We start from the raw sequence: 13870 nt of genomic DNA on the forward strand, positions 1-13870 counted from the left end.
CGATTCGAAAAAATAGGATACTTCTTTAACTATTCCTCTCTTTATGGATATATAAACAACTCAAAATTGATCTAGCTAATCATTTGATCTATTTTTCTTATATATCTATCCATAGAAACATGCTATTATATACAGTCAGGGATAATAAAAAACCATATAAACAGGAAGAAGGTTAATATATTGAGAACACGAAAATTATCTGCTGTCCCCTTTTTCACGGTGGGGATGTTATTTCTAATATTGTTCGGCATCATAGCCTGGGGAGTTCATGTAGAAAGCGCCTGGGTAACATCCTTTGATTTATCATGGATTGAGCGAATACAAGGTTCTATATCTGACAGTAAAACAGCTTTGTTTATGATATTAACTGAACTTGGAAGTATGAAGCTCGTTATCGCTTTAACGATTATTCTTGCTATTGTCTTGTTTTTTAAACGAAAGTATGCAGATGGACTCTGGTTCGGTGGGACCATCCTTTTCTGTGCGGCAATTGGAGGAAAAGTATTGAAAAAGATATTTGATCGAGATCGGCCGGAGTTTCTACAACTTATAGAAAAGACGAATGAAAGTTTTCCAAGTGGACATGCAACGGCAACAACGATTTTCTATGGATTCATTGGCTTAGTGCTTGTGCTTTCCTTGACTCAGATCTGGAAAAAATTCATTGTCGGTTTTATCACACTTGCATTGATTGGCTTTATCTTATTTACCAGAATTTATTTAGGCGTACATTTTCCAACAGATGTGATTGGCGGATTTTCCTATGGAGCAGCTGTTGTCTTCATCTCATTCGGCGTTTACCTGGCTGTCCAGGAATCACTTCGCGACTTACTTAGAAAACTGAAACTAAAAGATCAAAGTGAGACCTTTGAAAGATCAAGAGGATATTAGAAAATGAAGCTGTTGCAAAATGTAGATCATACATTTTGCAACAGCTTTTTTCTATGATTGGTCAAGTGTCATGAAATCTATGGTATAGTAACCATTTACGTGAATATCAAAGCTAGTTCACCATTTAAATTCCCCTATAGAAAAGACGAGTAGAGCTTCTATCCGATGTTTTGATTGAAATTGTAAGTCAAAATGTCGAATAGAGGACTTCTATCAAACATTTCAAACGAAATCATAAGTCAAAATGTCGAATAGAGGGCTTCTATCAAACATTCCAAACGAAATCGTAAGTCAAAATGTCGAATAGAGGGCTTCTATCAAACATTTCAAACGAAATCGTAAGTCAAAATGTCAGATAGGAGGTCTCTATCAAACATTCCAAACGAAATCATCAGTCAAAATATCGAATAGAGGGCTTCTATCAAACATTCCAAACGAAATCATCAGTCAAAATATCGAATAGAGGGCTTCTATCAAACATTCCAAACGAAATCATCAGTCAAAATGTCGAATAGAGGGCTTCTATCAAACATTCCAAACGAAATCATCAGTCAAAATATCGGATAGGAGGCTTCTATCAAACACTTCAAATGAAATCGTCAGACAAAATGTCGGGTATAACCCTTCTATCCCGCATTTTAAGCAAAACTCCAGGCTCAAACGTTGAATAGAAAACTTCCAATATTGATAAAGAAAAAAGCTATTGTACAACTCATTCTTATGCAACAATTTTCAAGATTTGTTATTAATTGAGTAATACGGATTCTTATGGAGGCATTTGGATTATTAGCGAAAAGTGAGGTTTGAATGCAGACTGTTAAATCTGCTTGCGAATCTTTAGATTTGCACTTGATTACGCATAAACAAGTGAATTCATGAGCCTTTATCTTTTCTTCACATTGGACACAATCAGCCTCACTCGATGCACTAAATATATAGCTATTCCATGATAAACTATACTTACAGATTTCCTTTCTCTTCTAATGATATCTTTTCTATCGTAAAACTTATTGATCGAATATGGTATTGCAAAATTTTCCAATACGAATTAAGAGATAGTCCCAAACACAACTATGCCAAAATATTAAATAAGTAAAAGACAACTATTTCTGCCCTACCTCATATCTATGCTCTTGTTTCTTATAAACCTTAAAAGGGTATAATATTACTATAATTAATAGCTACTTACTTTAATTTACAATATCTTTCATGTTAAAATTAACGATAAACAACCCTACTGTCCAAGGAGGATTATTGATATGAAGAAATTCATCGCTTCAACAATAGTTATACTGTTATTAACAGCTTGTGGGACAACGGATGATGACTCTAGTGATTCAGGCACTGAAAATGATGCGAATTTTAACGAAAGTGATTATCAAAAAATTATTTCTGCTAATAATGGACTGGGCTTTGATTTACTAAAAGTGGTTGATTCCGATGAGAACGGAAACATTTTTATTTCACCGACAAGCTTATCCATGGCACTCTCCATGGCCTATAACGGAGCCGATGGCGAAACGAAACAAGAAATTGCTGATACCCTGCAAATAGAAGAGCCAGAAGTCGATGAACTGAATCAAGCAAATGCTTCATTGATATCGATGATCATTGATGACTCAGAGCAGGTTCAATTGGATATTGGTAACTCTATCTGGCTCAATAATGAGTTTCATTTTCAGGATGATTTTGCCGAAAACAATACAAATTATTTTAATGCCGAAATTCAGGAAATCGATATTAATGACACGACATCTGCCGATCAGATAAACGACTGGGTCAAAGAAGCGACAAATGATAAGATCGATGAAATAACTGATGCTCCTCTCGACCCTGATATGGTCGCCATGCTGATTAATACGATTTATTTTCATGGATCTTGGACACACCCATTTGATGAAGATGAAACAGAGGAGCAAACCTTCCATTTAGATGATGGTTCAACAAAAGATGTACCACTGATGAAATTAAACGAAAATCTCATGTATATGGAAAATGACGACTTTCAAGCCGTGTCTTTACCCTATGGTGATGACGAGGAGATGAGCATGGATATTTTTCTTCCTAAGGAAAACTCAACACTAAAAGATTTTCAGGAAAAACTGACGAATCAAGACTGGGAAGAATGGAAAGCTGAATTCCAGCAACAAGAAGGGACCGTTATGTTACCCAAATTCCAGCTGGAATACGAAGCAACATTAAATGAAACATTAGAAACACTCGGCATGACAACAGCATTCGACGAAGAAAAAGCTAATTTTGAAAAAATGATTGAGGAAGACGATCCACTATGGATCACTGAAGTCAAGCAAAAGACATTTATCGATGTAAATGAAGAAGGAACCGAAGCTGCTGGATCAACTTCCGTCGAAATAGGAACCACCTCAGCACCTATTGATGAACCATTTGAAATGAAAGTGAATCGCCCCTTCTTCATCGCCATTACAGATAACGAAACCGAAGCAATTCTATTTATGGGTACCATCTTCAGCCCATAAGGCATCACAGTATAAAATTGCTTATAAAAAGCCAAAGGAGCTGCTGCACAATAGAGAATACATTGTGCAGCAGCTTTTCTGTAAAAACAGCTAGAAAAAAGATGTATCATTCTTTTAAATTCCTTTTATCATTTTAGATTAATTCAATATTGACAGGTTTATCAGGAATTTCATCATCCGGCTCCCTAATATCCGTTATAGGCACAGACTTATCTACTTCAGTGAACGAACAATTATCTAGCCATACAGAACCCGAACCAGCAAGAATAAGACCAATATTAATATTCTCGCTTTCCTTGGGAACATCTAAGACACATGCATATTGATTCCATCCAGTTGTACCTTTTATCGGGCGATCAGACATGTTATCAAAACCAAGCATGTTGTAGGAGAAATCATCAATTCTCATCCACAATCCACTCCAACCTGCAACATCTTCACTTTTGATAAAAGCTGAGAATTTCATCCGTTTACCAATGAAGGATTTCGCCTTAAAGGTTTGCATGAAATTTGAAAAATCTGTGCTTGGATCGATATCACTCTGGATAGAGGCTATTTTAATCGACGATTCTGACAGATTTGACACCGTGTTATCGCGCTGGAGTGTATACTTATCCAAATCTGTCCCGGTAAAAGTCCATCCTTTTATTAATGAATCCATTCTTATTTCCTCCTCTAATTTAATCGTGTTTTTCATCATTATTCGATATTGACTGGGCGATTGATTGTACAAACGTTGAAATGAGCGACTAAAGGCTTCATGACTGCCAAATTGATAAAGAAATGCAATATCAATGATCTTTAAATCACTGTAGATCAGCAGCTTAGATGCATTAACTAATCGTCTACGTCGAATGTAATCATAAAGATTAAAACCCGTTTCTATTTTGAAAGCCTTATGAAAGTAATATTTTGAATAATTAAACCGAGTTGCCATGTCATCTAAAGTAAGGTTTTCGTGCAAATTCATCTCGATATACTCAATTGTCTGATGAATCACAGCATCAAGATGCATAATATCACCACCTATTGCCTTTATGATATCATGTTTTTGAACTGCTCACTTGATCGATATTGCTGTGATCTTCTCAACTATTCTCATCAATCCCTTCCAAACCGACAAGCCATTCGTTTGATTTCCCCTGTGCCCATTTTAAAAACTACACTCTTTATCACCAGTTAATGGACAAGCCAATAAAAATATCACATCCTAAGACTTGGGAGTGTGTTTACTCACCCCATCGAAAAGACTTCCATGACCTACATTATCTAGAGCTAATCTCTACTGATTGAAGATTCACCTTATCCATGCTTCTTTACTTTTTTAACATCGACATAGTATAATACAAATGAATTAGATTTCAATGAGATAATTAATCACTATGGAGTGAATTTTGTGAGTGCGATAGGTTCTAACTAGGAAACATTTAAATGAAATAAATAATTGGCAATATTAGGGGCACTTACAGCCCTTAGTTTGTTATGTGTTTATTTCGCAACCTATGAAGATACCTATTGAACGCTATATGCATATTATTTTAACGAGGAACTGTCAGGGTTGACAGGTCCTGTATATGCTTATACTGACAAGCCAGCTACAGGTATCCCTGTGGCTTTTTTTGTTGCAAAAAAGCATTCGCTCATTGAAATCTAATCAATAGCTATCTTCATTTCATCTATATTTTTATAAGGAGAATAGAAAATGAATGATGTAACCTATGAAAAATTGCAATATAACGAATTAAAACAAATCGTTAAATCCTATTGTGTTAGTGAACTGGGAAAACAGCTGATTGATCAATTAAAACCAAGTTCGATGATCAATGTGGTGAAAAACCGATTAAATGAAACGAGTGAAGCAGTGGCTGTGCTGAATACCAACAGTCGAGTCCCCTTTCTTGGGATTTCTAATATTGAAAATATCATGCAAAATCTAGAGAAAGGGGGCATCCTTCAGCCAAATGATTTAGTTAATGTAACAGATTTTCTTCGTGGCTGTCGGAAAATAAAACGATACATGCTCGATAAAGAATGTATTGCGCCTGTTCTAGCTTCCTACGCTCACTCGATGACAACTTTTCAAAATGTAGAAGAGGAAATTGATTTTTCGATCCACAGAAATCAAGTGGATTCAGCAGCAAGCAAAGATTTGAAACGAATTCGAGCTCAAATTCAAGCTGTCGAATCAAAGATGGAAGAACGTTTGAATCGTTTTTTAAAAAACAGTACGAATAAAAAATATCTGCAGGAAGCATTTATCAGTAAAAAAGATGATCGTTATACAATACCAATAAAATCTTCTTATAAACATCATGTTGAAGGAACGATTGTGGAGACTTCTGCCAAAGGCTCAACTGTTTTTATCGAACCCACTTCGATCAGTAAATTAAATAATGAATTAGCGATGTTAAAAGCTGAGGAACAGATGGAAGAATACCAAATCTTAGCTACTTTAACAGGGATGGTTTTAGAAAATATAGCCGAGATGAAAGTAAATCTAGAGTTGATTGGCCAATATGATATGGTTTTTGCTAAGGCAAAATTCAGTAAACAAACAGATGGGATTGAGCCAAAGTTAAATGATCATGGTTATATAAAATTGGTTAATTGTAAACACCCGCTCCTATCGAATAATGCTGTTCCTTTGAACTTTGAGATCGGCGAAAGTTTCCGCAGTCTTATTATTACGGGACCAAATGCTGGTGGTAAGACGGTTGTGTTAAAAACGATTGGGCTCCTAACATTAGCGGTCATGTCAGGCTTCCATCTAACAGGTGATCAAGACACTGAAATTGGATTATTTGAGCATGTTCTTGTAGATATTGGTGACAATCAAAGTATTGAGAATGCTTTAAGTACATTTTCCTCTCATATGAAAAATATTTCTGACATCATTCAGATCGCCAATCATCGGACGTTATTACTTTTTGATGAAATTGGCAGTGGAACAGAACCCAATGAAGGTGCCGCACTCGCGATTGCTATATTAGAAGCCTTTTATCAAATGGGCAGCATAACTGTAGCTACAACACATTATGGAGAAATCAAGTGTTTTTCCGAAATGCATCCCGATTTTATGAATGCTGCCATGCAGTTTAACGGCGAAACTTTAGAGCCACTGTATAAATTGATGTTAGGGAAATCAGGAGAAAGCAATGCCCTATGGATTTCAAAGCAAATGAATATGCCGGAACAGATTCTACAAAAAGCAGCAGATTATATCAATAATAAAGCATATGATCTAAACCGGGTCAATAAAAGTAAAATCCGAAAACCTAAGATCGATAAAAAAGAAATGGCTGTATTCGATAACTATCAAAAAGGCGATCGAGTGAAATTATTAGAGCAAGATGAGTTTGCCATTATTTATAGTGGGATAGATTCGTATAATAATGTCACTGTTTTTTATCAGGATGAGTTGATTGAGATCAATGTCAAACGGATTTCTTTAGAAATTAGTGGAAAGGATTTATATCCAGAAGGGTATGATTTAGATACTTTATTCGAAGATTACCATTCTCGAAAAATGCAACACGATTTAGAACGAGGTTCAAAGAAAGCGTTACGTAAAGTTGCAAAAGAAATAAGAAAGAGGAACGAATGAAGTTAGTCATTAGCTACTTTCTCCCAGGTTAACTGGCTGGCTGGCTGACTTAGAACCATCCCGTCTGTTACACGGCAAACATTAGCGCACCTTATACGTCGTAAGCCCTCCCAACTTATCATGTTTGAACGCTTTTCATGTAATGAAGTAGAGGACTTACGACTTATTAAATGGATTGTCTCAACTAATGTTGTCGAAAACATTTTAGACTTAACTGTAAATTGTTAGCTAGGCTTATTTTATTAGATTAAATCACCTAAATTAATATTTTATAGATAAAACCCTCTGAACTCTTTAATTCATTTTTGTATCTATTAAAGATCAGACACAGAATTCAAGCCCACTTTTTCTTAAAAAAATACATACATGCTACTTGTGGCTTACTGCAATTAACGCTTGATTTCAATTTATGACTTCATCACGTGTTTTTATGTTTTTACTGTCTCCTAAATTTTCGGTTTTGAAAAACGATAATTAATATAATTTTGAACGAGATCTTCTTTTGTTCAAAATGAATAGGATGATAATTAAAATTAAATTTGCAACTAAGACAATAACACTACCTTCAATTTTATAAGTACCACCTGATATTAATGAGTTCCCTTGAAATGTACTATTGAACAGTTTTGGATAATCGTCTGCGAGAGAAACACCACCAAGGATAATCGCTCCAATTGTATTCCAAATAAAATGAGCCATGATTGGGGCTATGATTGTCCCTGTATATTCTAGTAACAATGTTATAAAGATACTCATCGATACCACATTGAGTACTGGAATAATACCTGCTTCAAATGCACCCCCATGCATAGCTGTGAACAAACCTGTCGTTAAAAGGGTTGCCACAATCACATTATACTTATGCTTCCATAATTGATATAAATAACCTCTCATTAGCAGTTCTTGCATAGCAACGTTCAATAGTGACGCCAAAATCCAAATCCATATGTAATCAATGTTATTTTGACCTTGTATACTCATTGCTTTGGTAATGACAAGGACAATAACTACACTACCCAACCATAGAATTCCTATTGCAACACCTATTAGAGAATTCTTAATTAAGTTTGAGACTAGCGGAATTCTAATATTACCCTTTTCTATGACCAAAACAAAAATAATCGAAAATAAAATGATTAAAGCAAGTGGGCTAAATTCCCACCATAACCGTAATAATGCTTGATTATTCGTTGGTATATCAGGGGTAAAAGAAATTAAAACCGCCCAACCTATAAAAAAAGCAACTGTTTTTAATAGAGTGCTGATAAATTTTTTCATTAATGTTTCCTCTCTATTGCAATGTATTTTTTAAAATCCTATTTTAAAATGGACCTGATTATTATTCTTGTATTTATATTAACATATTTTTACTATCTATTATATAATGATATGTTACTTCATTTCTTTTAATTTTTAAATCATTCCCTTAGTTAACTAGGTTACAGTCATTTGGCTGCACTATGTATAAAGTAATCTAAGCTAAAACTAAAAAAAAATCATTAGCATGTGTTCAAAAAGTAGTTTGTCAGTTAAAATCTTACAGGCTTGATACTGACCTTTGTTCAGTTCCTATTACCTTATGCTAGTTAAATTTTAAAAAGGATATCTACAGAAAATCTGCAAATATCCTTACCGTAAAAGGGGCTCTTACTATAATCAACAACTCCAAAGATGCAAGCTAACTTTTGATTAAAACGCATAGAATTATATTTTCATTTAGTAAGAGAGAAAACACCCTTTTATCGTTTAGTTAGCTACTAAATCAGGCACAGTATATTTATTTTCGATATAGACCTGATGCCAGACTGCAAACATAAGAACTGTCCATATTTTACGACTATAATCGCCTTTATCCATACAATGCTTGTCTAATAAATCAAGCACATAGTCTTTTTTTATCCATTGATCAATTTGACTTTCCTTAATCACATTTACTGCCCAATCATATAATTCTTTCTTTAGCCAGTGACGGATCGGTACTGGGAAACCTAATTTTTTTCGAGTGAGGACATGGTCTGGTACAATCCCTTTGACCGCTTTACGCAGAATATATTTCGTCGTTCCGTGCGTAATCTTTAAATCTTCCGGTAGTTCACTTGCTACCCGAAAGACTTCTTGATCTAAAAATGGGACTCGAAGTTCTAAAGAATTTGCCATTGTCATCCGATCAGCTTTTAATAAAATATCTCCACGTAGCCAGGTGTGTATATCAACATATTGCATTTGGTCAACTAGAGAATAATCAGAAGAAGTTTGAAATAAAGATCTCGTGATATCTCGATATGACAGTGTAGAATTGTAATGTTGCATGAGGTGTTCTAACTGTTCACCCTCAAACATTTTTGCATTTCCGATATACCGTTCAGATAAAGGCGTGGTTCCCCTCTCTAAAAAACTCTTCCCTTTCACACCCTCGGGTAAAACTTGTGCTACCTTCTCAAGTAATTGCTGAATTGGATCAGGAATATATTGAAATACCTTCAAGGATTCTGGTTCTCGGTAAATATTGTATCCACCAAAAAGCTCGTCGGCTCCTTCCCCAGATAATGCAACTTTCACTTGTTTTCGTGCTTCTCTAGCCATGAAATATAGCGGGACACATGATGGATCAGCTAAGGGATCATCCATATGCCAAACGATATTCGGTAGATGTTTAATATATTCTTCTGGTGTGACCAGATAAGCCGTATTCGTCACATCCAACTTTTCTGCTGTTTCCTGTGCCACATCGATTTCTGAGTAACCTTCTCGTTCAAAGCCAACAGAAAACGTCTTAATATCTGGATTCATTTGTTTGGCTATGGAGACAATGATAGAAGAATCAATACCTCCAGACAGAAATGAGCCGACTGGAACATCACTTCGCATATGTTTTTCTACGGAATCAAAAAGGACGTTTTGAATCCGCTCTATCCATTGATTTTTTTCCATCTTTACTGGATGAAAGGCAGCTTTCCAATAACGAGTAGTTTGCATGGGTTCTCCATGCTTTTTCGTGAAATAACACCCTGGTTCCAATTTTTTAATCCCTGCTATCAGGGTATCTGGTTCAGGTACAAATTGAAAACTAAAGTATTGTTGTAATGCATTTTCATCTAATATGTGATTATCTCGAAATAAGTTAATACTTTTCCGTTCAGAAGCACAAATAAGCCTGTCTTCTTTTTCTTCATAATAAAAAGGCTTTATTCCAAAGGGATCGCGTGCACCATACAGGGTTTCGTCTTGCTTGTCCCAAATCATGATACCAAACATACCCCGCAAATAGGAAAAAGCTTCCCCCTTGTATTTTGCGAAAAGTGCCGCAATAACTTCTGTATCTGATTCCGTATCAAACAGATAACCATCTTCCAGCAAATCTGCCCGAAGTTCTTTATAATTATAAATCTCCCCATTGAATATCATTCGAATTTGTCCATTCTGATAACTTAGGAGCTGATCACCAGATTCAATATCAATAATACTCAATCGCCGAAATCCAAAAAACACACCATCTTCCGCAAAATATCCTTCATCATCTGGACCACGATGGGTAATCAGATCTGTACGCGCTCTCAATAAATCAAATGCTTTATCACTGAGACCTGGGGGAGTAAATATACCAACAAATCCACACATTTATATTAAACTCCTTTGTATTCAAAGTTATCTTAATTTCAGCAGGTCGTTTGAAATCACTCTCTGATTTAAAGAGCACCACGACATTTATCTCATCACTTATAGAAATGATAGATTTATGCTATACAAGTTAAACTTTTTAAGACATCTAGTCATTTTAACAAACCATTTTATCAAGCACAATAGATCTAGTTGAATTCATCTTGACAGGAATTCAGTTTTAAATGAATAGTAAAATATGGTTTTTCTATTGGGTATTTTTTATTAAATATAAATTTCAAATGATCCACAATCAGCATTTAACCTAAAATAAGTGTCCATCCAAAGGGACATTTCAATGATCAGATACCTAAAACAAGCAATGTTTTTTCTACTCCGCTTTTGGGAATAAGTCATTATATAATCTTTTAAACAGGAGATGAATGAAGGATGCGAACATTTGTATATATGAGTTTACTAAGTGTCGTCGTTATGCTCACAGCATGCGGTGGCTCAGAGTCAGAAGAAGCAGGCGGTGAGAGCAGCAATGCAACAGAAAATGAACAGCATGAAGAAATAGAGCTGGAAGACAACGTATCTTCTGATCATGAAGAAAACTCTCAAGCTGATGATGTAGACGGAGAAAATGAAGAGAATGAAGACACATCCGAACCCGGCATTTATGACCCTGAGGAAGTGAGCGGTCGGGAAGATCCAGAAGGTGATGGTAACATCGTCTATCCTGAAGCCTTAGAAAATCTTGAATTACCTTATATATATGAAAACACACTTGTATATAGTGGGACGATTAATCCCGATCAAAATATTCGATTTGAACTACCGGTACCAGATACGGATGATACGGAAACGATTGATCTAGATGTATCAGATGAAGGGCATTTTACCATTCCACTTGGTGAAACAGAACTCGAAGCTGATGATGAATTGATCGTGTACGTTATGGGTGGGATGCCCCATGAACAACAATTTGTACTCCCGATACAGCCAGAGGAAGAAAGTATGGAGTTAGTGGAAAGCAGCTCAGAAACAGCAGCAATAGAAGAGATCAAAGAAGCCACTTATTTACCCGAATTTTACGAGAATACATCAACCTATTACGGAAAAACATTGCCAGAAGTTAATGTGCAAGTTTCAGAGGTAGATGCATTCACTGGAGATACAATGGAGTTGGAAGCAAATGAGGACGGAGATTTTAGTGGAGACTTTTCTAACTTTCCATATGTAGCAGCAGGAGAAGCAGGATTGCAAGAAGGGCAGACTTTGTTGTTCACTATAACAGATGAAGAAGGACATACTGCTTTATTAATAACTGAAATTCAACCTCCTTCTGATGATCCGGAATATGATGGTCCAGTATCTGAAGGTGACTGATTTAATATACTCTGACCCAGATTTCAGTGACAAGCTCTCCCGGTGAAATTAGGAATCAACGCAGGGAGAAAAATAATCAAACTTTAGTTAAACGTTTATGATAAATTATTTCGTACAAAAAAATAAAAGATAATATCCCGCATTTTACCTTTATACAACAATCACCACTTGCTCCAGTTTCATAGACAAGTGGTGATTGTTTACGCTTTAAATTAAATAATATTTCTCTATTTCATGGAAAAACATATGTCTTTTTTGCTCTGAATCTCAGTCCATGAAGGATAACAGTCCTCCTCATAGAGTGAAGTGTCACTTTACCTTTGGCCATCTAAACCTTGGGACATGCTTAACCATTGCCTCAAATACGATTCCCCATTGCTGTGCCGATAAAGTCGCAATAGGAATCTCATCCATTATTCGAAGTTTCCTTTTTAAATGCTTAATTTGCGGCGGAGTAAATACACTTCTTAGTGCAAAATCAATAGATAATTGGGGCTTTTTTAAAGCATAATCAACCAATCCCCAAAAGATGAAATAATCGGTAATAGGTACAAGCGGATTAGCCTTTCTATTTATGGTAATCATAGCTGAATCTACTCTCGGAGGTGGAGAGAAGTAATTTCTTGAAATTCCTTTAATATACCTAATATCAAACCACATTCTCCAAGCAGCCACATACGAATCTTTCACAAAAGTTGATGTGAATCTTTTAGCTGCCCCTTTCTCCATAACAATAACTCCTCTTTGAAAACCACTTGAAGGTTTATTTAGAAGCATTTTCATAATTGGCGTTGTAATGGAAAATGGGATATTAGAAACAACAACAAATGGTTCCTTCGGTAAACGAATTTTCAAAATATCTTGATGAATAATTTTCGTATTTGAATCATAGAATAATTTTCGTTTTAAAATTTCAACAAACTTGCTATCACTTTCCACGGCAAGGACATTTTTAGCTTTTTTACTCAAAACCGATGTTAAAGCCCCTTTTCCTGCACCTAAGTCTAAGACTAAATCATGGGTGCTGATTTTTGCTTGATCTGCAATCTCATGAATCAGCCTCTTATTATGCAGTAAATGTTGCCCAGAAAAGTTGGGCGGTTTCCCATGATTCATTTTTTTCATTCTTTTATTTTTCTTTTGGTTCATATAATTTCTCTCCCTTTCAATAAAAAATCACAAGCATCTGCTTGTGATTGGAGAGTAAAGGGAAAGAGACCTATCCTTATTTAATTAGAGGCTGTTAGAAGCCGTCAGTAAATAAACCTGTCTTCGGTGAAAACAAAGGAGGGTTAAATTTAGATATAAAAAAATAAAGAAAGGCAGAATAATCCGCCTTTCTCTACACTACATATGTTTTTTATATGACATGAAGATTATTAAAAAAGGACAGACTTATCCCGTTTACTCTGCTAACACAAAACAGAGCCTTTGAACGTATTTAATTACTGGTTCAAAGTTGGGAATCGAAGTCTCATATGCGCCATTTTTAATAATCCTCCTAGTTGTAAAATGTACCTTTTATTTTACAATTCCCCTTAAAATAAGTCAATGTGAAAACGAGAAATTAACTAACAGAAACTTTTTTAGGACAATCTAATTTATAGAAATATAGCTACTAATAAAACGAAACCTCAATCAGTGGAAGTTTTACGGACGATTATCTATGATAAATAAACTAATTTTCCCACACTATAACTCGAATAACCATCTTTTCAAAACCTATTAGCTCTTTTAATCGTCTCCCTAACATTATACTTTAGCGAAAAGTTAAAGCATTGAAGTTGATAGCCTAAAACAGCCTGATAATTACGGTCCGGTTTTAATATCTAGATAATTATCTCGATCCTTCTCAGCATTTACCTGGAGAAAATAGCTATGCATTAGA

Annotated in this window: 9 protein-coding genes; 4 read left to right on the forward strand and 5 right to left on the reverse strand. The window is 35.3% G+C overall.

Annotated elements, in window-relative coordinates; all coding sequences use genetic code 11:
• Positions 1-180 precede the first annotated feature (180 nt).
• Both ACS127_RS01195 and ACS127_RS01200 read left to right on the forward strand, forming a co-directional pair.
• Positions 181-891 carry a phosphatase PAP2 family protein gene (locus ACS127_RS01195; protein ID WP_440896655.1) on the forward strand — a complete coding sequence of 237 codons (711 nt, stop codon included), beginning with the start codon at positions 181-183 and terminating at the stop codon, positions 889-891.
• A 1259-nt stretch (positions 892-2150) separates the two neighbouring features.
• A complete protein-coding gene (locus ACS127_RS01200; protein ID WP_440896656.1) occupies positions 2151-3389 on the forward strand; it encodes a serpin family protein in 1239 nt (412 codons plus the stop codon).
• A 133-nt stretch (positions 3390-3522) separates the two neighbouring features.
• Here ACS127_RS01200 and ACS127_RS01205 read toward each other — a convergent pair whose 3' ends face one another.
• Positions 3523-4404, reverse strand: a complete 882-nt coding sequence (locus ACS127_RS01205; RefSeq protein ID WP_440896657.1) for a helix-turn-helix transcriptional regulator — start codon at positions 4402-4404, stop codon at positions 3523-3525.
• Positions 4405-5091: 687 nt separating this feature from the next.
• On the opposite strand from ACS127_RS01205, the gene ACS127_RS01210 reads away from it, so the two are divergent.
• Positions 5092-6993 carry an endonuclease MutS2 gene (locus ACS127_RS01210; protein ID WP_440896658.1) on the forward strand — a complete coding sequence of 634 codons (1902 nt, stop codon included), beginning with the start codon at positions 5092-5094 and terminating at the stop codon, positions 6991-6993.
• A 474-nt stretch (positions 6994-7467) separates the two neighbouring features.
• Here ACS127_RS01210 and ACS127_RS01215 read toward each other — a convergent pair whose 3' ends face one another.
• Positions 7468-8271 (reverse strand): CPBP family intramembrane glutamic endopeptidase, encoded by an 804-nt coding sequence (locus tag ACS127_RS01215; protein ID WP_440896659.1) that lies wholly within the window; start codon positions 8269-8271, stop codon positions 7468-7470.
• A gap of 468 nt (positions 8272-8739) precedes the next feature.
• Positions 8740-10611 (reverse strand): asparagine synthase (glutamine-hydrolyzing), encoded by a 1872-nt coding sequence (gene asnB, locus ACS127_RS01220; RefSeq protein WP_440896660.1) that lies wholly within the window; start codon positions 10609-10611, stop codon positions 8740-8742.
• A gap of 429 nt (positions 10612-11040) precedes the next feature.
• Between asnB and ACS127_RS01225 the strand changes: the two genes are divergently transcribed.
• Complete coding sequence (locus tag ACS127_RS01225; RefSeq protein WP_440896661.1) at positions 11041-11982, forward strand: hypothetical protein; 942 nt, start codon at positions 11041-11043, stop codon at positions 11980-11982.
• Positions 11983-12291: 309 nt separating this feature from the next.
• Here ACS127_RS01225 and erm read toward each other — a convergent pair whose 3' ends face one another.
• Together erm and ACS127_RS01235 are read right to left on the reverse strand one after the other, a co-directional pair.
• Positions 12292-13131, reverse strand: coding sequence for a 23S ribosomal RNA methyltransferase Erm (gene erm / locus ACS127_RS01230; RefSeq protein ID WP_440896662.1), 840 nt, complete (start codon positions 13129-13131; stop codon positions 12292-12294).
• A gap of 211 nt (positions 13132-13342) precedes the next feature.
• Entirely contained in the window at positions 13343-13423 is an 81-nt protein-coding gene (locus ACS127_RS01235; RefSeq protein ID WP_440898050.1) for an RAxF-45 family protein, read from the reverse strand.
• Between the last annotated feature and the right edge of the window lie 447 nt (positions 13424-13870).

It is taken from the genome of Amphibacillus sp. Q70 (genome assembly GCF_052055485.1).
Lineage (GTDB): Bacteria > Bacillota > Bacilli > Bacillales > Amphibacillaceae > Amphibacillus.